Source organism: Oerskovia flava (assembly GCF_026163685.1).
GTDB classification, from domain to species: Bacteria; Actinomycetota; Actinomycetes; order Actinomycetales; family Cellulomonadaceae; genus Oerskovia_A; species Oerskovia_A flava.
In genome coordinates this window covers 18,999-40,302 of record NZ_JAOXSR010000001.1, presented here as the reverse complement: position 1 = coordinate 40,302, position 21,304 = coordinate 18,999, and the positions used below count along the sequence as shown (strand labels likewise).

General features: G+C 74.0%; 18 protein-coding genes. 10 read left to right on the top strand and 8 right to left on the bottom strand.

The features are described from left to right. Nucleotides 1-16: 16 nt before the first annotated feature. Nucleotides 17-2,290 carry a S9 family peptidase gene (locus OHL10_RS00165; protein WP_265520130.1) on the bottom strand — a complete coding sequence of 758 codons (2,274 nt, stop codon included), beginning with the start codon at nt 2,288-2,290 and terminating at the stop codon, nt 17-19. Nucleotides 2,291-2,531: 241 nt separating this feature from the next. Here OHL10_RS00165 and OHL10_RS00160 point away from each other — a divergent pair, with 241 nt between their 5' ends. Beyond that, complete coding sequence (locus OHL10_RS00160; protein ID WP_265520129.1) at nt 2,532-3,587, top strand: hypothetical protein; 1,056 nt, start codon at nt 2,532-2,534, stop codon at nt 3,585-3,587. A 56-nt stretch (nt 3,588-3,643) separates the two neighbouring features. Here OHL10_RS00160 and OHL10_RS00155 read toward each other — a convergent pair whose 3' ends face one another. Next, nucleotides 3,644-5,722: a bifunctional copper resistance protein CopD/cytochrome c oxidase assembly protein gene (locus tag OHL10_RS00155; protein ID WP_265520128.1), complete on the bottom strand. Its 2,079-nt coding sequence runs from the start codon at nt 5,720-5,722 to the stop codon at nt 3,644-3,646. A gap of 157 nt (nt 5,723-5,879) precedes the next feature. Between OHL10_RS00155 and OHL10_RS00150 the strand changes: the two genes are divergently transcribed. Genes OHL10_RS00150 through OHL10_RS00125 form a run of 6 tightly spaced genes read left to right on the top strand, consistent with a single transcriptional unit; the run spans nt 5,880 to nt 11,415 of the window. Beyond that, a complete protein-coding gene (locus tag OHL10_RS00150; RefSeq protein ID WP_265520127.1) occupies nt 5,880-6,878 on the top strand; it encodes an AAA family ATPase in 999 nt (332 codons plus the stop codon). Nucleotides 6,879-6,912: 34 nt separating this feature from the next. Continuing rightward, nucleotides 6,913-7,845, top strand: coding sequence for a DUF58 domain-containing protein (locus OHL10_RS00145; RefSeq protein WP_265520126.1), 933 nt, complete (start codon nt 6,913-6,915; stop codon nt 7,843-7,845). Next, nucleotides 7,832-8,335: a hypothetical protein gene (locus OHL10_RS00140; RefSeq protein ID WP_265520125.1), complete on the top strand. Its 504-nt coding sequence runs from the start codon at nt 7,832-7,834 to the stop codon at nt 8,333-8,335. The genes OHL10_RS00145 and OHL10_RS00140 overlap by 14 nt, the downstream gene beginning before the upstream one ends. Then, nucleotides 8,329-9,405 (top strand): vWA domain-containing protein, encoded by a 1,077-nt coding sequence (locus OHL10_RS00135; protein ID WP_265520124.1) that lies wholly within the window; start codon nt 8,329-8,331, stop codon nt 9,403-9,405. Before OHL10_RS00140 ends, OHL10_RS00135 begins: the two co-directional genes overlap by 7 nt. 7 nt (nt 9,406-9,412) lie before the next feature. Beyond that, complete coding sequence (locus tag OHL10_RS00130; protein WP_265520123.1) at nt 9,413-10,435, top strand: vWA domain-containing protein; 1,023 nt, start codon at nt 9,413-9,415, stop codon at nt 10,433-10,435. Next, nucleotides 10,432-11,415, top strand: coding sequence for a hypothetical protein (locus tag OHL10_RS00125; protein ID WP_265520122.1), 984 nt, complete (start codon nt 10,432-10,434; stop codon nt 11,413-11,415). Before OHL10_RS00130 ends, OHL10_RS00125 begins: the two co-directional genes overlap by 4 nt. A 40-nt stretch (nt 11,416-11,455) precedes the next feature. On the opposite strand, the gene soxR is transcribed toward OHL10_RS00125, so the two are convergent. After that, on the bottom strand, nt 11,456-11,926 hold the full coding sequence (gene soxR, locus OHL10_RS00120; RefSeq protein ID WP_265520121.1) for a redox-sensitive transcriptional activator SoxR: 471 nt from the start codon (nt 11,924-11,926) through the stop codon (nt 11,456-11,458). 111 nt (nt 11,927-12,037) lie between these two features. On the opposite strand from soxR, the gene OHL10_RS00115 reads away from it, so the two are divergent. From OHL10_RS00115 to OHL10_RS00105, 3 genes are all read left to right on the top strand, one after another. Beyond that, nucleotides 12,038-13,033: a zinc-binding dehydrogenase gene (locus tag OHL10_RS00115; protein ID WP_265520120.1), complete on the top strand. Its 996-nt coding sequence runs from the start codon at nt 12,038-12,040 to the stop codon at nt 13,031-13,033. Next, nucleotides 13,030-14,448 carry an MFS transporter gene (locus OHL10_RS00110; RefSeq protein ID WP_265520119.1) on the top strand — a complete coding sequence of 473 codons (1,419 nt, stop codon included), beginning with the start codon at nt 13,030-13,032 and terminating at the stop codon, nt 14,446-14,448. The genes OHL10_RS00115 and OHL10_RS00110 overlap by 4 nt, the downstream gene beginning before the upstream one ends. 135 nt (nt 14,449-14,583) lie before the next feature. After that, a complete protein-coding gene (locus tag OHL10_RS00105; protein WP_265520118.1) occupies nt 14,584-15,018 on the top strand; it encodes a DUF6653 family protein in 435 nt (144 codons plus the stop codon). Between the two features lie 44 nt (nt 15,019-15,062). On the opposite strand, the gene OHL10_RS00100 is transcribed toward OHL10_RS00105, so the two are convergent. The 5 genes from OHL10_RS00100 to nirB are packed head-to-tail and all read right to left on the bottom strand — an operon-like array spanning nt 15,063 to nt 21,262. Further along, nucleotides 15,063-15,839, bottom strand: a complete 777-nt coding sequence (locus OHL10_RS00100) for a sirohydrochlorin chelatase (RefSeq protein WP_265520117.1) — start codon at nt 15,837-15,839, stop codon at nt 15,063-15,065. Beyond that, on the bottom strand, nt 15,836-16,924 hold the full coding sequence (locus OHL10_RS00095) for a uroporphyrinogen-III synthase (protein WP_265520971.1): 1,089 nt from the start codon (nt 16,922-16,924) through the stop codon (nt 15,836-15,838). Before OHL10_RS00095 ends, OHL10_RS00100 begins: the two co-directional genes overlap by 4 nt. 47 nt (nt 16,925-16,971) lie before the next feature. Beyond that, nucleotides 16,972-18,219, bottom strand: a complete 1,248-nt coding sequence (cobA, locus tag OHL10_RS00090) for a uroporphyrinogen-III C-methyltransferase (RefSeq protein ID WP_265520116.1) — start codon at nt 18,217-18,219, stop codon at nt 16,972-16,974. Next, nucleotides 18,216-18,617 (bottom strand): nitrite reductase small subunit NirD, encoded by a 402-nt coding sequence (gene nirD, locus OHL10_RS00085; RefSeq protein ID WP_265520115.1) that lies wholly within the window; start codon nt 18,615-18,617, stop codon nt 18,216-18,218. The genes cobA and nirD overlap by 4 nt, the downstream gene beginning before the upstream one ends. After that, a complete protein-coding gene (nirB, locus tag OHL10_RS00080) occupies nt 18,614-21,262 on the bottom strand; it encodes a nitrite reductase large subunit NirB (protein WP_425498943.1) in 2,649 nt (882 codons plus the stop codon). Before nirB ends, nirD begins: the two co-directional genes overlap by 4 nt. Between the last annotated feature and the right edge of the window lie 42 nt (nt 21,263-21,304).

Genomic DNA, 21,304 nt, shown 5'->3' with positions numbered 1-21,304 from the left:
AGGTCGGCGAGCGCGCTCAGCCGAGGGTCGACGGCAGCGCCGCGTCCCCCTCGCCCGGCTCCTGGCCGAGCACGTGCTCCGCCAGGAACGCGAGCACCACCTGGTACCAGACCTTCGCGTTCTGCGGGCTCAACACCCAGTGGTTCTCGTCCGGGTAGTACAGGAAGCGGTGCGCGGTCTGGCCGTCGGGTCCTGCGGGCAGCCCTGAGGCGGACAACAGCTCGTACCAGAGGCGCAGACCCTCCCCGATCGGCACGCGGTAGTCCTTGTCGCCGTGGACCACGAGCATCGGCGTGACGATGTTCCGCACGAACCGGTGCGGCGAGTTCGCGAGCGCCATCTCAGGCGTCATCTCGCGCTGCCAGTAGTAGGAGTGGTCCGTCGTCGGGCCGAACTGGTCCAGCGCCCACAGGCTCGCGTGCGTGACGATCGCGGAGAAGCGATCCGTGTGGCCCGCGACCCAGTTCGCCATGTACCCGCCGAAGGACCCGCCCATGGCAGCCGTCCGGGTCTCGTCGACCTCCGGGAGCGCCTCGACGTGGTCGGTGATCGCCATGAGGTCCGTGTACGGGGCACCGCCCCACGCACCCCACCCGCGCTGCACGAAGTCCTGGCCGTACCCGGTCGACAGCGCCGGGTCCGGCAGCAGCACCGCGTACCCGCGCGCCACCATCAACCACGGGTTCCAACGCCAGCTCCACGCGTTCCACGAGTTGAGCGGCCCGCCGTGGATCCACAGCAGCAGCGGCGCCGGGTCCTCGGCGCTCGCGCCGTGCGGCAGCGCGAGCCACCCGCGCACGCGCACGTCGCCGCTCGCGGCCGTCGCCACCTCGACGAGGGTCCCCGGCAGGTCCGGGGTCGCGACCGGGCCGCGCAGCGCGGTCGCCGCCACCGGCGTGCGCGCACCCGGCTCGCCGCTCGCGAGGAACTGCGCGACGTCGATCCGCACCGGGTTGGACGGCTCCAGGTAGCTCACCCGCAGCGCGTACGCCGCCGAGCCGTCCGGCGCGACCCGCACGTCCGTGAAGACCGCGGCGTCCGACGTGACCTTCTCGACCGTCCCGTGCGGGCCCGACCCGTCCGGCGAGAACGCGACGTGGAAGACCGGCCCGCGGCCGTCGTCGTCCGCCGTGACGAGCAGGCCCGAGCCGTCCGGGAGCCAGCGGGCCGACGTCGGCCACCGGTCCCAGCGGGACGTGAGCGTCCGCGGCAGCAGGTGGTGCGTGGCGTCGCCGTCCTCGGGGTCCGCGGCGTCGGCGGGGGTGGGCACGGACGACGCGGGGAACAGGGGTACGAACGCGAGGCACTCCTTCGGCGCCTGCTGCGGCGTCGTCAGGGTCTCGCGGAGGAACACGACCCACTGCCCGTCGGGCGAGATCACCGGGGTGTGCACCTGGGCGCCGTGCTCGTCCACGAGCGTGCGCCGCTCGCCCGTCGCCGTGTCGATCGCGACGAGGACGGTGCGCATCGTCGCGCCGGGGCCGGCGACCTGCCAGGTCGTGACGAGGGTCGTGCCGTCGGGCGACAGGTCGGCCGCGTGCTCACGCAGCGCGGCGCCGGGTGTGGTCGCGGCGTCGGGGCCGACGGACACGTCGCGCAGGTCGAGGAGCCGCGTGGGGTCCGTGGGCTCGGCAGAGGTGGGCTCGGCCGGGGTGTCGACGAGCGTGGTCAGGTCGGCGACGAACCGGTGCGGCTCCGTCGGGCCGAGGTCGTGGTCCCAGTGCCGCACGGGGTACCCCGTGTGCAGGATCGCCGACACCTTGCCGTCCCGGCGCGCGGCGCGCAGCTCGGCGTCGTGCTCGAGGTCGCGGGCGCTCGGCAGCACGTCGGCCGCGACCGAGACGACCGGGGCCGCCGCAGCCGCGAGCGGCGCGCCCACCCCGCCCGGGGCCGTCGCCACGACACGGGCCTCGCCGCCCTCCGCCGGCAGGAGCCACAGCGCCGGCTTGCGGTCGTCGCCGTCCTTGCCCTCACCGTCGGGGTCGGGCCGCGCGGAGGTGAACAGCAGGTCGCCCTCCGCCGTGAAGACCGCGCTCGACTCCCCCGCCGCACTGCGCGTCAGGCGGCGCGCCGGCCGCTCACCGGCCGGGTCCACCTCCCACAGCGCCGTGACGTACGCCGTGCGCTTCGCGTCGAGCGTCGCGACCGACGTGACGAGCCGCCGACCGTCGCGCGACAGGACCAGGCCCGCCGCGCGCGGGATGGCGACGTACTCGTCGAGGTCACCGAACGCTGTGGCGGCCGGTGGGGACACAGGTGTGGGCGCCGGAGCCGACGCATCAGAAGTCACCGAACCGTCATACCACGCCCAGCCCCCACCCCCCTCCCGCCGAACACGAGGTTGCTGTCGTTCTCGGCGCGAGAACGGCAGCAACGTCGTGGTCGACGGCGTGTAGGTGCGTGTTCGGTGGCGGGCGGGGACCGGCGGCGGCATCGGCGCGAGTTGTGCACAGGGCCGCGCGGCGGCGGTGCGTCCACAGACGGGCGTCGTTGACCGACGGCGGTGGTGGAGAACCTGCTCGACTCGCCTCATGCGCACCCTCACCGCTGTGCCCGCCGAGCTGCTCGACGTCGCGTCCCGGCAGGCCGGGCTGGTCGACGCCGCACAGTGCGACGCCCACGGCGTCACCGCTCACCGGCGGGGCCGACTCGTGGCGCAGCGCCGCTGGTCGAGACCCACGCGCGGCGTCTTCGACACGACCCCACCTGTCGGCGCCACCCCACCCGGCCGCGACCTGACCACCGCGCACGACCACCGGCGGACCCGCGCCGCCTGGTTGGCTCTCCTCGCCTACGGTCCGGACGCGATCGCCGTCGGGCCGTGCGCCCTGGTGCTGCTGGGGATCCAAGGCGTGGGAGCCGACGTCGTCCCACAGGTCGCGCTGCCCGGTGCCCGCGCGTCCGTGTCGCGCGACGGCATCGCGCTGCGGCAGTTCGACGACGGGATGACGGTCACCCGCGTCGGCGGGCGGTTGGTCGCGACCCCCTGCTGGGCCCTCGCGCAGGCGGTCCCGGAGATGAGACGGCGGCGAGCCGTCGCGGTGATGGACAGCGCGCAGCACCTCGGCCTGCTCGACGCCGACGGGCTCGCCCGCGCGCACGACCTCGCCCGCGGCCGCCGTGGGGTCGCCCGCACGCACTCGTGGTGGGCGCTCTCCGACGGCCGCGCCGAGTCCCCGCTCGAGACGTTCGGACGGCTGGAGTGCGCGGACGCCGGGATCCCGCCCGACGCCCTGCAGGTCCAGGTGCACGACGACGGGCGGTTCCTCGGGCGCGGCGACATCGGTTGGCGTCTGCCCGGCGACCGCTGGCTCATCGCCGAGATGGACGGTGTGGACGTGCACAGCGAGCCCGGGGCGCTGCTGCGGGACCGCGAACGGCAGAACGACCTCGTCGGCTGCGGCGCCGTCGACCTCCTCCGCTTCACCGGCCGCGACCTCGCAGCCGGGCCAGGTCTGGGTCCGGGTCTGGGCACGTCACGCCGGGCCGGGCCGGCGACGAGGGGCCGCATGACGACGGTCGTCCGCCGCCACCTGCTCCGAACAGGCGCCTACTCGCCGTCGAGCACGACCCTGATGTCGCGATGACGCTCAAGACAGCAGCAAGGTCGTGTTCGGCGGAAGGAGTTGCAGCGGCGGGGGCGTCAGCGGCGGCGGGAGCGGGGGGCGGGGGGCTGGGTGTCGTTCGCCGCCATCTTGGCGAGCATGGCGTTGTACTCGCCGAGCTCGGCGTCGCCGTCACGGTCCGCCTGGCGGTCGCGGCGGCGGGCGTCCCGTTCGTCGGACCGGGTCCAGCTGATCGCGACGACGATCGCGAGGACGAGCGTGGGCAGCTCGCCGACGCCCCAGGCCACGGCTCCGCCGCGCTGCTGGTCCTCGATGGCGGTCGGGCCCCACTCACGGCCGAGGAGCCCGAACCACTCGGGGACGAGCAACGCCTCGCCGGAGACCAGCGCGACGCCGAAGAACGCGTGGAACGCCATCGTCGCGAAGAGCAGGAGCAGGCGTTGCGGGTAGCCGGGGCGGTGCGGTCCGGGGTCGATGCCCACGAGCGCGTTCGCGAACAGGTACCCCGCCAGCGTGAAGTGCAGGATCATCGCGAGGTGCCCGACGTACGTCGTGAGCGACAGCTCGAACGCGGGCGTGTAGTAGAAGACGATCATCGAGCCGGCGAAGTTCATCGCGGCGACGAGCGGGTTGGCGAAGAACTGCCCGACCTTCGACGTGACGACGGCGAGCACCCACTCGCGCGGCCCGCGCGAGCCGTCGCGACGACCGGGCACCGCGCGCACGAGCAGCGTGACGGGCGCGGCGAGCACGAGGAACACCGGCACCACCATCGCGAGGATCATGTGCTGGACCATGTGGGCGCTGAACAGCACGTGCCCGTACATCGCGGGCCCGCCGGACGTCACCCAGAACATGATGGCGATGCCCGTGCACCAGGAGACGGTGCGCAGCACGGGCCACGCGTCGCCGCGCTGGGCGAGGCGCCTCGCCCAGCGCAGGTAGACCACGAGCGCCGCGACGCACGCGAACGCGGGCAGCAGGTCCCAGCGCCACTGCGTGAACCACTCGGCCGCCGTCAGCTCGACCGGGAGCGGGTGGCCCGTGACGATCTCGGCGGGCGTCGCGTCGGTGATCGGCGCGTCCGGGATCGGGGGCGCCGTCGAGCCGAGCGCGACCGCCACGCCGGACACGGCGCCCATGACGGAGAGCTCGACCGCGACGAGACGCCAGAAGAGCCAGCCGGTCCGGTCCTTCGCCTCCGCCCCGGCCGCAGCGGCGCCGGTGAGGAGCCGCCGCACGACCAGCTCGCGGTGGGCGAAGCCGATGACCCCGAGGACGGTGATGAGCGCGATCTTGGTGAGGATGAGGATGCCGTAGTCGGTCCCGAGCCCGTCGAGGCCGCCGACGCGGATCCACGCGTTGACGACGCCGGACACCCCGACGGCGACGAAGCTCCAGCCTGCGATGGGCGAGTACCGCGCGACGGAGTCCGCGAAGGCCTGCCGGTCGAGCCCGCCCCGCACCCGGACGACCGCGAGCACCGCGAGCCCCCCGATCCACAAGGCCGCGCCGCCGAGGTGGAGGAACATCGAGGAGATCGCGAGCTCGTGGCTGGCGGACCCCGCGGCGTGCCCGGTGTTCGACTGCAGCGCGATGGCGACGAGCGCGAGCCCGGCCGTCCACAGCGCTCCGGTGGCGCTGCGCACCGCGAGGGCGATCGCGGAGGTCGACGCCGCGACGATCGTGATCGCGAGGAGGGTGCGCCCGAGCGGGACCTCCGAGACGAACTGGCCGAGCTGCGCGCCGAAACCCGGTGCCGTGACGGGTGTCGTGGAGATGCTGGAGTACCGCAGCACGAGCTGGACCACGGTGAGGACGGCCCACGCCCCGGCGGCGACCCCGGCGACACCCAGCGAACGCTGCAAGGGTCGACCGGCCGGGAAGACGCACGCGGCCAGCACGAGCGCGCCGAGGGTCACCGCGACAGCGAGCTCGGTGAGGACCGTCGACACGGGCAGGCCCCAGCGCACCGCCACCCCGGGGTCCGGGAACCCGGTCAGCGGCGCGAACGCGCCGGAGAAGCTCCCCGCGGCGAGCACGGCGAGGACCGCGACGACGACGGCGACCGGGCCCGCGAGGATCAGCCACCACGGGTTGCGGGTCGTGTCCGCCGCGCTCGTCGGGATCTTGCTCGTCCGGGCCGTGGGGGTCACCCGTCCAGGGTAGGGCTCGTGCGGGGCGCGGCCTATCCGGGAAAGCCACATGCGCCCGTCCGGCCCTGCGCGGCGGCCGCTGGCATACTGGGCCGGGTTCGCCGGGGGCTCCCTCGTGCGCGACCTCCACCGGTACGACCTCCAGAAGGACGACTCAATGGCCGCAGGGCACGGCAGGATCAGCACGTCGGACCTCGACCGCGCGGGGCATCTGCTCAAGCGGGTCGGTCAGGTGTTCGACCAGCGCCTCGTGGGCCAGGAGGCGCTGCGCACGGCGCTCGTGAGCTCGCTGCTGGCGGGCGGCCACATCCTGCTCGAGTCGGTCCCGGGCCTGGCGAAGACGACCGCGGCACAGACGCTCGCGGACGCGGTGAACGGCTCGTTCCACCGCATCCAGTGCACGCCGGACCTCATGCCGAACGACATCGTCGGCACGCAGATCTTCAACTACGCGAGCGGCGAGTTCACGACGCAGCTCGGCCCGGTGCACGCGAACCTCGTGCTCCTCGACGAGATCAACCGGTCGTCCGCGAAGACGCAGTCCGCGATGCTCGAGGCGATGCAGGAGAAGCAGACGTCGATCGGTGGCGAGGAGTACAAGCTGCCCGACCCCTTTATGGTCCTCGCGACGCAGAACCCCATCGAGGAGGAGGGCACGTACGTCCTGCCCGAGGCGCAGATGGACCGCTTCCTCATGAAGGAGGTGCTGACCTACCCGCAGCCGCAGGAAGAGCTGGAGATCCTGCAGCGCATCGCGACGGGGCAGATGACGGACCCGATCACCGCGCAGCCCATCACGCTCGACGACGTGCGGTTCCTGCGCGGCCTGGTCGACGACGTGTACGTCGACGACTCGATCAAGCGATACATCGTCGACCTCATCAACACGACCCGGTTCTCGGGTCCGCGCCCCGTGGCCGGGCTCGACCAGCAGGTGCGGGTCGGCGCGAGCCCGCGTGGTGGCATCGCCCTCATGCGCGTGGCGCAGGCGCTGGCGGTCCAGGCCGGGCGCGGGTTCGTCGTCCCGGACGACGTCAAGGCAGTGCGGTACTCGGTGCTGCGCCACCGCCTGGTGCGCACGTTCGACGCGCTGGCGAACAACGTCGCGCCCGAGCAGCTGGTCGACGCCGTGTTCGACGCCGTCCCCACGCCGTAGCCCACCCGCACCTCCCGAACAGGATCAGATCCCCATGGCAGACGTGTCGCGCCTGGCCCAGGTCAGGGCCCGCCTCGACCTGCCGGTCGCGCGCCGCGCTGCCGGGCTGCTCGAGGGACGCCACCGGTCGATCTTCAAGGGTCACGGTCAGGACTTCGACGACCTGCACCTGTACGCCCCGGGCGAGGACGTGGGCGACATCGACTGGAAGTCGAGCGCCCGCGCGGGCATCCCGATCGTGCGCCGATTCATCCGGGAGTCCAACCTCAACCTCGTCCTCGTGGTCGACACGGGCCGCAACATGGGCGCGACGGCACCCAGCGGCGAGCCGAAGCGGGACGTCGCGAACTTCTGCTGCGCTCTCGTGGCGTACATCGCGCGGGACCGCGGCGACCGGGTCGCGCTCGTCGCGGGCGACGCCGAGCGGCTCGTGCAGCTGCCGCCGCGCGCCAGCACGCAGGACCTCGAGGTCCTGCTGCGCACGGTGGAGAACCAGCTGCGGGCCGACGCCCCGCCGAGCGACCTCAACCGTGTCCTCGACCGGGCCATGGGCGCCTTCCAGCGCCGGTCCCTCATGGTGATCGTCACGGACGAGGCGAGGCCCGGCCCGGAGCACGAGCAGCTCCTGCGGCGCATGCGGGTGCGTCACGAGGTGATGGTCGTCGCGGTCGCGGACCTCTCCCCGGTCGAGGTCCTGCCCGGCTCCCCCTCCGCGGCGCAGCCAGGCGGCGCCCGGGCACGCCGACGCCGGGTCGCCGACGTGGACGGCACGCTCACGCTGCCGCCGTTCCTGCGCGGCCGGGCCGAGCTGGCGACGCAGGCCGCGCAGGTGGCCGCCGCCCGCCGCGCGCAGGTGGCGGAGACGCTGCGCCGCCACCAGGTCGAGGGCATGGTCGCGGCCGGGACCGAGGACGTCGTGCAACGCTTCGTCGAGCTGTTGGGGAGGCAGAAGCGTGCCCGTCGATGAGATCTACCCGCCGGTCGACTACCCGTGGTGGTGGGCGGCGATCGGCGTCGCGCTGATCCTGCTCGTGGTGGTCTGGGTCGTCATCGTGCTGCGCCGCACCCGGGCGAGCGCGGAGGAGAAGTCCGCCGCGCCGCCGTCGGCCCCGTTCCAGTCGCACCGCATCGACTCCTACGCCGCGCTGCGGGCGACGTACGACAAGCGGCTCGACGAGGTGGAGCGACGGTTCCGTGCCGGGGAGCTCGACGAGCGCGCACTGCACCTGACGCTCTCGACGGAGGTCCGCGGCTTCGCGTCGCAGCGGCTCGGCATCGACGCGTCGATCCTCACGCTGTCGGAGATCGAGCGGCTCAACGGTGCGGGACGCCTCACGCAGCTCATCTCCCGCTACTACCGGCCGGCGTTCGCGGAGTACGACGTCGACCCGGTGGACGCCGCGGGGACCAGCGCCCAGTCGATCAGCCGCGCCCGGGAGGTGGTGCGCTCGTGGTGACCTCCCTGGTCCCCGGACCGCAGGGCGCATCGATCCTGTGGCCCGTCGTATGGGTGCTCGTGCTCGTGGCCCTCGTCGTGACCGGTGCGACGGCCTGGTGGCTGGCGCGCCGCCGTCGGGCAGGGCGGGGTGACGGGGCCGACGTGGTGTGGGTCGCGAACTCCGCCTACCTCGCGAAGGTCCCGGCCTTCGCGGCCTGGCTGCGCCGCTACCGGTGGTGGCAGGGCGCGACGGTGGCGACGCTGCTCCTCGCCGCGGTCGGCGCGGGCGCGGTCGCGGCCCGGCCGGTCGAGACCGACGTCGTGGTGGACCGGCTCGGGACGCGCGACATCGTGCTCTGCCTCGACGTGTCCGGGTCGATGATCCCCTACGACGGCGCCGTGATGGAGGTCTTCCTCGAGCTCGTCGAGAACTTCGAGGGCGAGCGCATCGCGCTGTCGATCTTCAACTCGTCGTCGCGCACGGTCTTCCCCCTGACGGACGACTACGCCCTCGTGCGCGACGAGCTGCGGGCGGGCATCAGCGCGACCGACAAGGACCCGAGCACCTTCGACTACACGGGCGGCAGCGACGACGCGTCGATCCTCGAGTTCGAGACGTTCGTGGCGGGCACGCTCGCCAACCGGTCCGGCGCGAGCCTCATCGGCGACGGTCTCGCGAACTGCGCGCTGCAGTTCGACGCGGAGGACACCGAGCGCTCCCGCTCGATCATCCTCGCGACCGACAACTTCGTCTCCGGCACTCCCATCTACACGCTCCCGCAGGCGGGCGAGCTCGTGCGGTCGCGCGACATCACGCTGCACGGGCTGTTCGGGTCGCCGCCGCAGTACCAGGGCACACCGGAGGAGATCGAGTACCGGGAGGTCGTGGAGAGCGGGGGCGGGCTGTACTACCTCGCGGACGACCCCGCCGCGGTCGAGGGCATGGTGGACGACGTCGTCGCGCAGCAGGTCGTCGAGCTCGACGCGAGCCCCGAGCTCCTCGTCACCGACCGGCCCGTCGGGTGGTTCGTCGTCACCGTCGCCGGTGTCGGGCTGCTGCTCGTGGCCCTGTGGAGGGTGAAGGAGTGAGCGCCCGATGAGTCTGCAACCCCTGCTGCCCCTGTGGGCGTGGGCCCTGGTGTTCGTGCCGCTGGCCGCCCTGACGACCTGGCAGGCGGTGCGCGCGGCGCGGCCCGACGTCGCGTCGGCGCCGCGCATCGCGTGGGTGCGCCGGACCGGCGCCGTCCTCCTGCTGGCTGTGATCGGGCTCGGCCCGAGCGTCCCGCAGACGTCCCGCGACCAGACGGTCGCCGCGCTCGACGTCTTCTTCGTCGTCGACCGCACGGGGTCGATGGCCGCCGAGGACTACGACGGCGAGCGCCAGCGCCTCGACGGCGTCCGGCACGACATCACCGGCCTCGTGGGCGACCTGCCGGGCGCACGGTACTCCGTCATCTCGTTCGACTCGCAGGCCAGCCGACAGCTGCCGCTGACCACGGACGCCCGCGCGATCCGCTCCTGGGCCGAGACGTTCCGCCAGGAGATCACGCTCTACTCCCAGGGCTCGCTCACGGACCGGCCGCTCGACGAGCTGCGCTCGGCGCTCGAGGGGGCGGCGGCGGACCGCCCGGCCAACATGCGGCTCGTGTTCTTCCTGTCGGACGGCGAGCAGACCGCCGAGGGCGAGCCTCGTTCCTTCGCGGAGCTCGCACCCCTGGTCGACGGCGGCGCGGTCCTGGGCTACGGCACCGCCGAGGGCGGGCGCATGAAGGAGTACGGCCCCGACATCGACCCGGAGACGGCGGACTACCTCATCGACCCGACCCGCGCCGTCGTCGGCGAACCGGACCCCGACGCCCTGTCGATCATCGACGAGGAGACGCTGCGCGCGACCGCCGACCAGCTCGGCGTCGCCTACGTCCACCGCACGGCACCGACCCCGACAGCGGAGCTCGTCGCCGGGGTGGACCCGGAGCAGGTCGCCGGCGACGGGCGACGGGAGATCACGGCCTTCCGGCCCGTGCTGTGGCCGTTCGCCCTCGCGCTCGTCGTCCTCCTCGGCTTCGAGGCGTGGTTCCGCGGCACGTCGATCGGCCGGCCGCTGGGGGTGCGCGCATGAGCGCACCACGACCTCCGGGCGGGCCCGCGTGGGGCACGCCGCCCACGACGACGCCGGGCGCGCGGCTGCGCACGGCCCGGCTCCGTCGTCGGCGCCTGCTCCTCGGTGTGACCGCGCCGCTGATGCTCGTCGCGCTGGTCCTCGGGTTCAAGCTCGCGTTCCTGCCCGTCATGGCATCGTTCGCGCTGAGCTCCTACGAGGAGGGCGACTTCCGGCGCGCCGCGTCGGTCTACGGCTCGCAGCGGACGCTGAACATCGTCGAGCCGTGGAAGGCGCACTTCAACACCGGCACGGCGAACCTGCAGGACGGCGCGTACTACGACGCGATCACCTCGCTGCGGGTGGCCTACGACCACGCGGTCGACGCCGAGCCGATGGTGCGCTGCACCATCCAGACCAACATGTCGCTCGCCTACGAGGACATGGGTGACTCCGACATGGAGTACGCCGAGCAGGTCAGTGCCGAGCTCGAGGCCGTCGAGACCGCGCTCGATGCCCGCGAGGCGGGGCTGCCGTACGACGAGCGGGTGCTCGACCCCTACGGCGACGGCACCGAGCCCGATCCCGACGAGCTGCGCGACCGGACGCAGGACTGGTTCGAGTACGCCGAGCAGGCGTACGCGTCGGCCGAGCAGATCCGTGGTTGGCCGGACTGCGAGGACCAGTCCGAGGAGGAGCAGGAGCAGAACGAGTCCGCGCTCGACCGCCTGGAGGACAAGTCGCAGGAGGCACGCGACTCCCAGCCGGAGAACGACGAGCAGGAGGAGCAGGACGAGGAGCAGAAGCAGGACGAGCAGCCCGACGGCGGGCAGTCCGAGGAGGAGCGCGCCGAGGCCGAGCGTCAGGAACAGCTCGAGCAGCAGAACTCCGAGGCGCGCGACGAGGAGGACCAGCTCCAGCAGATGCTCGAGGAGCTCTACGGCGGCGGCGAGGGCGACGAGCCCGGCGGCGGAGGCGGGGACTGGACCCCGAGCTGGTAGCAGGCCGGTGAGCGGCCAGCAGCGGGCTGGTGACCCGAGGTCAGTCCTCGAGTCCGTCGACGAGCAGCGCCCGCGGGCCGGGGCCCTCGGCGGCGAGCTCGTCGTGCGGGTTGGCGAGGACGCACTTGCGCAGCGAGAGGCACCCGCAGCCGATGCAGTCCGTGAGGTGGTCGCGCAGGCGGGAGAGCTGCTCGATGCGGGCGTCGAGGTCGGCGTGCCACGCCGTCGACAGCCGACGCCAGTCCTTCGCCGTGGGGGTGCGGTCGTCGGGCAGGGTCGCGAGCGCCTGACCGACCGCCGCGAGCGGGATCCCGACCCGCTGGGACACGCGGATGAACGACACCCGGCGCAGGGCCTCCCGGGCGTACCGGCGCTGGTTGCCGCTCGTGCGCCGGGAGTGCAGCAGCCCCTGGCGCTCGTAGAAGTGCAGGGCCGAGACGCTGACCCCGCTGCGGGCGGCGAGCTGGCCGACGGTGAGCTCGTCGTCCGGCGAGGGGGTGTCGTGGATCACATGTCCTCCGTCAGGCGGTGGGTTGAACTCAACCATAGTTGAGGTTTCAGACTGGTCGTGGCGCGTCACCGACGCCCGTCCGACCCATCTGGAACCAGGAGCAACACCACCATGGACGCGATCCGTCTGCACGAGTTCGGCCCACCGGAGAACCTCGTCCTCGAGGAGGTGCCCGACCCCGTCGCCGGACCGGGGCAGGTCCGGGTACGCGTCCGCGCGCACGGTGTGCACCTCCTCGACACGTCCTTGCGCCGGGGCGAGACCGGCGGACCGCTCGCCCTCCCCTCGCTCCCGACCGTCCCCGGACGCGAGGTCGCCGGCGCGGTCGACGCCGTGGGCCCCGGGGTCGACGCCGCGTGGCTGGGGCGTCGGGTCGCGGCCCACCTCGGCGCGGTGGCGTCCGGGGGCGGGTACGCCCGCTGCGCGGTCGTACCCGTGGAGTCGCTGCACCGCATCCCCGACCACGTACGCGCCCCGGAGGCGATCGCGATGATCGGCACCGGCCGCACGGCGCTCGGGGTGCTCGGTCTCGCGGCCATCGGACCCGAGGACGTCGTCGTCGTGCTGGCTGCGGCCGGAGGGCTCGGGTCACTGTTCGTGCAGAGCGCGGTCGCCGCGGGGGCGCAGGTCCTCGCGCTGGCGGGGGGCCCGGAGAAGGTGGCGCTCGTGCGCTCGCTGATCCCGGGTGCAGGTTCTCCCGACGACCTGCTCACGGTGGTGGACTACCGGGCGCCGGGCTGGGTCACCCGGGCACGGGCGGTCGCCGGGCGGGCGACCGTCGTCCTCGACGGTGTGGGCGGCGAGCTGGGTGCGCACGCCGCCGACCTGCTGCGCCCGGGCGGACGGCTCGTCGTGCACGGGTGGGCGTCCGGTGAGGCCAACCCCCGGGCGAGCGAGGAGGCGGAGGTGCCCTACGACGTCGTGCACGCCGTGGGCCCGGCCGCGCCCCCGTGGGGCGACCTCTATGCGCTCCAGGAGCGCGCGCTGGCACTGGTGGCCGACGGCGCGTGGCGCGTCCTGGTGCACCTCGTCCCCTTCGCGGAGGCGGCCCGGGCGCACCGGGAGCTCGAGGAACGCGCGACGACCGGCAAGGTCGTGCTCGTATGACGGCCGAGCTGCGGACGGAACACGGGTACCTGGACGCGAGCGTCGCCCTCCCGCCGCGCGTCCGGCGCACCGTCCTGGTCGGTATGGTCGCGTTCATCTTCCTCGGCGCGTTCGAGGCGCTCGCCGTGGCGACCGCCATGCCGACGGTCGCCGTCGCGCTCGACGGGCTCACCCTGTACACGCTCGCGTTCGCGGGCTCGATCGCCGCGAGCATCGTCGGCATGGTCGCGTCGGGCCGCTGGAGCGACCGCGCCGGCCCGACGGCGCCCCTGTGGACGGGCATCGGCCTCTTCCTCGCCGGGCTGCTCGTGGCCGGGGTCGCGCAGGACATGCTGGTGCTCGTCGCGGGTCGGGTCATGCAGGGCGTCGGCACCGGCCTGTACATCGTGGCGCTGTACGTGCTGGTGGCGCGCGTCTTCCCCGTCGAGGGACGGCCGAAGGTGTTCGCCGCGTTCGCCGCGGCGTGGGTGATCCCCTCGATCGTGGGCCCGGCGATCGCGGGGCTCGTCGTCGAGCACGTCGGCTGGCGCTGGGTGTTCCTCGCGGTCCCCGTCCTCGCGGTCCCCGCGCTCGTCCTCCTGCTGCCGGGGATGCGCGCCGCGCGCGGCACGCCCCCCGAGGCTGAGGAGCCCGACGCCGCTCCCGCCGACGGTCGCCCCGCACGTCGTGCGTCGGTCGCCTGGGCCGTGGTCGCCGCGGTCGGCATCGGTGCGCTCAACTACGCGGGACAGCTGCGGGGAACGACGCTCGTCCTGCTGCTCGGGGTCGCACTCGCCGCGATCGTCGTCGCCGTCCCGCGGCTCCTGCCGCGGGGCACGGTGCGGGCGGCGCGCGGGCTGCCGAGCGTCATCGCGATCCGCGGGCTCGTCGCGGCCGCCTTCATGGGGGCCGAGGTGCTGCTGCCGCTCCTGCTGCAGCACGAGCGCGGTCTGTCACCGTCGCTCGCGGGCGCCGTCCTGACGTTCGGCGCCCTCGGTTGGTCGACAGGGTCCTGGTTGCGCGGCCGGGCCACGTGGGGCCTGACGCACGCGGGCTACGTCCGGCTCGGCGGGACGCTCCTCGCCCTGGGCATCGGCGGCGCGGCGCTGCTCGCCTGGACGGCGGTCCCGCCCGTCGTCGGGATGCTCGCGTGGACGCTGTCGGGCCTCGGCATGGGGATGACGCACCCGACCCTGTCGGTGCTCACCCTCGACCTCTCCCCCGTCGCCGAGCAGGGCGCCAACAGCTCCGCGCTCCAGGTGTCCGACGCCGTCGCATCAGCCACCGCCCTGGCCGTCACCGGCTCCCTGCTGTGGGCGCTGCACACCACCCTCGGTCTCGGCGCGTACGTCGTGTGCCTGGGCGTGACCGCCGCACTCGCCGCGCTCGTCGCGCTGCTCGCGCCCCGCACGACCCCACGTCGCCTCACGAGGTAGAGCCCCCGTTCGCCGTCCCTGTTGGCGACATGGTCCTGCGGTCGTACGTTGGGATCATGGTCCGCACCGGAGCGATCGTGCTGCACGTGCCTGACGCCGTCTGCCGTGACGAGCGCCGGACGGAAGGGTCTTGACATGTCCCGTGGTTCCGCCGAGTTCACGCACATGGTCTTCGCGCGCCACTCCAACCCGTGGAGCGCGTGGACCCGCTGGCTGAGCGTTCCGCTGGTACTGGTTCCGCTGTGGACCCGGCGGTGGAGTCACGTTGCGATCGTCGGTGCCTGGATGGCCGCCAACCCCGTGATCTTCCCGAGGCCGGCGGACGACCACGCCTTGTCCACGCGGGCGGTGCTCGGCGAGGAGCTGTGGATCGCCGAGCGGCCCCGCGACGCCGCGCTGGCGGTCGACGCGGCGGCATCGCTGGCCGGCATCGTCGCGATGGTCGCCGCCCACCGGCACCGCGCCGCACCGGCGGCCGGTGCCACCGCCGTCGTGATGGCGCTGCTGATGGTCTACTGGCGGCTGATGGCCCGCTACTACGAACAGCACAAGCGCGCCGGCACCGGCTGATCGCCGTCGCCGAGTCGGACCGCCATCGTCGACAGCGCGCCGACCTACCGCCCGAGAACGGCCGCGGCGTCGGCGTAGCGGTCGAGCACGATCGCCGTGAGACGGGCGTCCGGCGCCAGCGGTGCGGAGACGAGGTCTGCGCCCGCTTCCAGCACGCGGTCGTAGAAGAACCCCGGTGCGAGGAGGTACGCGGCGACGACGACGCGGCGACCGTCCGCGCGGGCGGCGGTGATGGCGTCGGGGACGCTGGGCTTGGCCATGGCGCCGTACCCGACCGTCACGGGGCCGGTGTGCCGCTCGCGCAGCCCGGCCGCGACCTGCTCGACGTCGCGCGCGGCTCCCGCGCGGCTCGACCCGGCGGCGGCGATCACGACCGCGTCATCGGGCCGCAGGCCGGCCTCGGCGAGCCGCTCGGCCAGCAGGTCGACGAGCCGGTCGTCGGGTCCGAGCGGACGTGCGGCGCTCGCCCGCCCGTGCCCCGGCCCGCTCTCCTCACCGCGGCCGGCGACGGACTCCGTGATGTCGACGTCCACGTGGAACCCGCCCGAGAGCAGCAGCGGCACCACCACGGCGTCCTGCATCGTGCCCGTGACGACCTCGGTGACGACGTCGCCCACCTCGGGCTGCTGGACGTCGACGAACGCCTCGTGGACCGTCAGGTCGGGCCGGGCGGCCCGGACGTCGTCGAGCAGGGCACGGATCGCGGCACGACCCGACTCGTCGCTGGTCCCGTGGGAACAGCCGACGAGCACCGGTGCACCGGCCGACGGTTCGTCGCTCGGGCTCCCGCTCGACGGGAAGGCCAGGATCTCAGTGGTCATGCCAGCTCCAGACGATATCCACGCTTGACGACGGTCTTGACGAGCTCACGGCCGGCCGCCTCGCGCAGGCGGGCGATCGCGACCTCGGCGGCGTGCGGGTCGCGGGACTCGCCGGGCAGCACGTCGAGGACCCGGTCACGAGGCACGACGTCGCCGCCCGCGGACGCGAGCAGACGCAGCACCTCGAGCCCGCTCGGCGACAACGGCAGCACCTGACCGTCGAGGACGGCCACCCGCGACCGGATCTGCAATGTTCCCACGACGGTCGTGATCGCGAGGGTCTCGGCGTGCTCGTAGTACCCGACGAGCTCACGGACGAGGGCGCCGAGGCGCCCGCGCTCGGGCTGCAGGGGCACCACACCGCGGTGCTCGAGAGGCTTGGCCGTCACGGGGCCTACGGCCGCCGCGACCATGGCGCCCGCGACGAACCGGCCGACGACCTCGTCGCCGACGCCCTCGGCCTCCGCCGCCGCCAACCAGGCCTCGGCACCGGGCGCGGACGTGAAGACCACCGCGTCGATCTCGCCGGTCGCGGCCGCGTGCACGGAGTCGCGCAGCGCGTCCGGGTCGGGCGGCGGGCCCCAGCGGTAGACGATGAGGCTCACGACCTCGGCCCCGGCCTCGGCGAACACGACGTCCAGGCCGTCCGCGCCCGCACCGTGGTGCTGGACCGCGACCCGCAGGCCGTCGACGCCCTCACCGAGCAGCACGTCCGCGATCTCGCCGGACGTCTCGGACTCCGCGACCCAGTCGGCCTGCAGCCCGGCGGCCTGGATCGCGCCGCGCGCCTTGGGGCCGCGGGCGACGAGCCGCGCGTCGCCGAGGATCCGCAGCAGCGGGTCGGCGATCCCGTGCGCGTCGGCCGCCTCGATCCAGCCGCGGAAGCCGATGCCGGTCGTCACCACGACGACGTCGGGCGGGTCGGCGATCAGCGCCCGGGTGCCCTCCACGAGGTGCTCGTCGTCGACGTGCGGGACCATGCTCAGCGCCGGGGCGTGCCGGATCTCCGCGCCGCGGCGCGAGAGCGCGGCGGCGAGCTCGGACGACCGGCGGTCCGCGGTGATGAGGACGGTGCAGCCGGCCATGACCTGCCCGAGAGCAGGTCGCGCCGCAGGGGCGTCACCCGTGACGCTCACGCGGCCGGCTCCGGCGTGAGCTGTCCTTCGGCAGCCACGTCCCCGATCACGATGACGGCCGGTGCCCGGACACCGGCCTCCTGCGCACGCACCGCCACGTCGCCGAGCCGGGCGCGCGTGACGCGCTGGCTCGGGGTCGAGCCGCGCTCGACGATCGCGACGGGCAGGTCGGCGTCGGCCCCGGCGGCGAGCGCCTGGTCCGCGATGTGGCCCAGCATCGTGACTCCCATGAGGATCACCAGCGTAGCCGCGCGGTCGCGGACGGACACCAGCGCGGCCTCGTCGAGGCCCGCGTGCCCGGAGATGACGTGGAACGCGGCAACCGTGCCGCGGTGCGTGAGGGGGATGCCGGCGAGCGCCGGGACGGACAGCGCGCTGCTGATGCCGGGCACCACCTCGACCGGCACACCGGCCTCCCGGCAGGCGAGCACCTCCTCGCCGCCGCGGCCGTACACGAACGGGTCCCCGCCCTTGAGGCGCACGACGTGCCGCCCCCGCTGCGCCTGCTCGACGAGGATCGCGTTGATCTCGTGCTGCGGGACGGGGTGGTGGCCGGGGGTCTTGCCGACGTCGATCACCTCGACGCCGGGGGCGAGCTCCTCGAGGACGTCGACGGGTCCGAGCCGGTCGGTGACGACGACGTCCGCCTCGGCGAGCGCGCGGCGTCCGCGGACGGTGAGCAGGTCGACCGCTCCCGGGCCACCACCCACGAGGACGACGTGACCCGGTGCGCCCGGCACGGTGCGCCGACGGCGCTGGTCCGCGCCGCCCGAGCGCAGGTGCTCGGCGAGCGCGTCCCGCACGGCGCGCACCCGCCGCGGGTCCGCGCCCTGGGGACGGGTCGTGGCGACGTCGCTGACGACGCCGACGAGCACGTCGCCGCTGCGCGTCGTGGCAGGTGTGCGGGCGCTGCCCTCGTGCGCGGCGCCGGCGTTGACGCACCACAGGCGGCGCGCGTCGGCCCAGCCGGCGAGGCGGGCGTTGGCGGCACGGTCGTCGGTCGCCGCGAGCACGAGCCACACGTCGTCGAGGTCGTGCTCGGCGACCTCGCGCGGGTCCCAGCGCACGGTGCCGGGCACGGCGGCCGCGGCCAGGTCTGCCAGGTCCTCGCAGACCTGGGGGGCCACGACGCGCAGGAGCGCGCCGTCGTCGTGCAGGGCGCGTGCCCGCCGGGCGGCGACCGGGCCGCCGCCCGCGACCAGGACCGTGCGACCGGCCAGGTCCAGCCCCAGCAGGCTCGTCACGGCAGGTCCGACCGGGTCGCGACGTGCACGACGCCGTCCCGCACCTCGACGGCCCGGCTCGCCAGGTCCGGGCTGCTCCCCCCGACGGGGTCAAAGCCCACGGGGTCGAGGCAGCGCCCGGTGCGCAGGTCGAAGACCTGCTTGTACATGGGGCCGGCGACGGTCGGCACGCCGCCGCGGCTGCCGACGATGCCGCGGGACATGACGTTCGCCCCGGAGAAGGGGTCGCGCTGCTGGACGGCGCACACCGTGCCGTCGGTCAGCCGGAACAGGGCCACCTGCTCGCCCTCGACGAGCGCGGCGACCCCGCGCTCGACCTCGAGGTCGCGCAGGAGGCACACCTGCACCCAGCTCGTCCCGGCCTGCACGTCGGGTCCTGCGTGCGTCTCGGCGCTCATCGCCGCACCTCCAGCGTCGTCCCGGCGATCACGACGGGTCCCGCCGGGGGCTCGATGCCCTCGGCCTCGGCGAGGACGGCAGCACGCTCGTCCGCGGTCGCGGGGCGCACCTGGCCCCGCTCGGTCATGTACACGAGGTCCGGGTCGGGCGTCGCGGGGGCATTGACGAACGAGCCGAACCGCCGCAGCTTCTCCGGGTCCTCGAGGGCCGCGCGCCACTCGTCCTCGTACTGGTCGACGTGCTGGGCCATCGCGGCGTCGAGGTCGGCGCAGATGCCGAGGCTGTCCTCCATGATGACGGCGCGGACCCCGTCGAGGCCGCCCTCGACGTCCTCGATCCACGGCGCGGTGCGCTGCAGGCGGTCCGCGGTGCGGATGTAGTACATGAGGAAGCGGTCGATCGTGCGCAGCAGCGCGGCGTCGTCCAGGTCCTCCGCGAGGAGCTGCGCGTGCCGCGGGGTGAAGCCGCCGTTGCCGCCGACGTAGACGTTCCAGCCGTTGTCGGTCGCGATGACGCCGACGTCCTTGCCGCGCGCCTCGGCGCACTCGCGGGCGCAGCCCGAGACGCCGAGCTTGATCTTGTGCGGCGAGCGCAGCCCGCGGTACCGCAGCTCGAGGTCGACCGCCATGCCCACCGAGTCCTGGACGCCGAACCGGCACCACGTGGACCCGACGCACGACTTCACGGTGCGCAGCGACTTGCCGTACGCGTGGCCCGACTCGAAGCCGTGCTCGACGAGCCGGCGCCAGATGTGCGGCAGCTGCTCGATGCGCGCCCCGAACATGTCGATGCGCTGACCGCCCGTGATCTTCGTGTAGAGCCCGAAGTCCTTGGCGACCTGCCCGATGACGAGCAGCCCGTCCGGGGTGATCTCACCGCCCGGGATGCGCGGGACGACGGAGTACGTACCGTCCTTCTGCATGTTCGCCATGACGTGGTCGTTGGTGTCCTGCAGCGTCGCCTGCTCGCCGTCGAGGATGTGCCCGTTGCCGAGCGAGGCGAGCACCGAGGCGACGACGGGCTTGCAGATGTCGCAGCCGCGCCCGGCGTCGCGGACCAGGACGGCACCGTCGGTGCTCACCACGGGCTCCGGGACGCGGCCGAACCGCGCGATGATCTCGCTGAACGTGTGCAGGTCCGCGACCCGCACCGCGTCGAAGAGCTGCGCCCGCGAGAGCTCGAAGTGCTCGCACAGCGCGTTGGAGACCTCGACGCCGGCCCGCTCGAGCTCGGTCGTCGTGATCTTCTTGACGAGCGGCAGGCACGACCCGCAGCTCGTCCCCGCCTTGGTGCAGGCCTTGACGCCGGCGAGGTCGGTGCAGCCGTGCTCGGTGACGGCGCCCCGGATGGTCCCGGCGGTGACGTTGTTGCACGAGCAGACCGCGGCGCCGTCGGGCAGCTCGAGCGCCGCGGCCCCGCCGCCGGAGGAGCCCTCCGGGAGGAGGAACGCGCCCGGGTCGCCCGGCAGCTCGCTGCCGACCATGGGCCGCAGGGACGCGAACGGCGTGGCGTCGCCGACGAACACCCCACCGAGCAGGGTGCGCGCGTCGTCGGACAGCACGAGCTTCTTGTAGACGCCCGCGACCGGGTCGGCGTAGACCAGCTCCATCGCACCCTCGGTGCGGGCGAACGCGTCGCCGAAGCTCGCGACGTCGACGCCCTGGAGCTTGAGCTTCGTCGCCGTGTCGGCGCCGGGGAACGTCGCCGACCCGCCGAGGAGGCGGTCCGCGACGACCTCCGCCATCGCGTAGCCCGGGGCCACGAGCCCGAGGCAGCGGCCCTCGATGCAGGCGACCTCGCCCACGGCCCACACGTGCTCGTCCTGCGTGCGGCACGCGAGGTCCACGACCGCGCCGCCCCGCTCCCCGACCTCGAGCCCGGCCTCGCGGGCGAGCTGGTCGCGCGGCCGCACACCGGTCGCGACGACCACGACGTCCACGTCGAGCCGGCCGCCGTCCACGAAGTCGAGACGCCCCACGTGCCCGGTCCGCCGCGAGACCTTCATCTCCTTCGTCGCGGTGTCGCAGCGCACCGCGATCCCCATCTCGTTGATGAGCCGCTTGAGCGCCTGACCGCCACCCAGGTCGATCTGGGCGTCCATCATGTGCGTGCCGAACTGGATGACCGTCGCCTGGGCACCGAGCGCCTTGAGCGCGCCCGCGGCCTCCAGGCCCAGCAGGCCACCACCGATCACGGCGCCGCGGACCGGACGCTCGAACCCGCCGTCGGTCTCCATCGCGCGGCGCTTGTCCTCGACCCACCCGCGCAGGGCCGCGACGTCGTCGATCGTGCGGTAGACGAAGACACCCGGCAGGTCGTTGCCCGGGATGGGCGGCATCGCGGCGCTCGACCCGGTGGCCAGCACGAGCTCGTCGTAGGCGTGCACCCGGCCCAGGCGGTCGGTGACGGTGCGGGCCTCGCGGTCGATCTCGGTGACCGCGCAGTCGCGGTGCAGCGTGACGAGCGGGTCGTCCCACAGCGCCGGGTCGCCGAGCGTCAGCTCCTCGGGGTCGCGGGCCGAGAAGTAGCTCGTCAGCGCGACGCGGTCGTACGGCTTGCGCGGCTCCTCCGCGAACACCGACACCCGCCACGTCCCGGCGCCGTCGCGCGCACGCAGCGCCTCGACGAGCCGCTGGGCGACCATCCCGCCGCCGACGACGACGACGTGCCGGGGGCCCGGGGTGGG

Bases quoted from the DNA above. Each gene is read 5' to 3' on its own strand.
- nirB (WP_425498943.1), bottom strand. From the start codon at position 21,262: ATGGTCGCCCAGCGGCTCGTCGAGGCGCTGCGTGCGCGCGACGGCGCC.
- OHL10_RS00160 (WP_265520129.1), top strand. From the start codon at position 2,532: ATGCGCACCCTCACCGCTGTGCCCGCCGAGCTGCTCGACGTCGCGTCC.
- OHL10_RS00150 (WP_265520127.1), top strand. From the start codon at position 5,880: ATGGCCGCAGGGCACGGCAGGATCAGCACGTCGGACCTCGACCGCGCG.
- OHL10_RS00145 (WP_265520126.1), top strand. From the start codon at position 6,913: ATGGCAGACGTGTCGCGCCTGGCCCAGGTCAGGGCCCGCCTCGACCTG.
- OHL10_RS00105 (WP_265520118.1), top strand. From the start codon at position 14,584: ATGTCCCGTGGTTCCGCCGAGTTCACGCACATGGTCTTCGCGCGCCAC.
- OHL10_RS00130 (WP_265520123.1), top strand. From the start codon at position 9,413: ATGAGTCTGCAACCCCTGCTGCCCCTGTGGGCGTGGGCCCTGGTGTTC.
- OHL10_RS00125 (WP_265520122.1), top strand. From the start codon at position 10,432: ATGAGCGCACCACGACCTCCGGGCGGGCCCGCGTGGGGCACGCCGCCC.
- nirD (WP_265520115.1), bottom strand. From the start codon at position 18,617: ATGAGCGCCGAGACGCACGCAGGACCCGACGTGCAGGCCGGGACGAGC.
- OHL10_RS00100 (WP_265520117.1), bottom strand. From the start codon at position 15,839: ATGACCACTGAGATCCTGGCCTTCCCGTCGAGCGGGAGCCCGAGCGAC.
- OHL10_RS00110 (WP_265520119.1), top strand. From the start codon at position 13,030: ATGACGGCCGAGCTGCGGACGGAACACGGGTACCTGGACGCGAGCGTC.
- OHL10_RS00095 (WP_265520971.1), bottom strand. From the start codon at position 16,924: ATGGCCGGCTGCACCGTCCTCATCACCGCGGACCGCCGGTCGTCCGAG.
- OHL10_RS00115 (WP_265520120.1), top strand. From the start codon at position 12,038: ATGGACGCGATCCGTCTGCACGAGTTCGGCCCACCGGAGAACCTCGTC.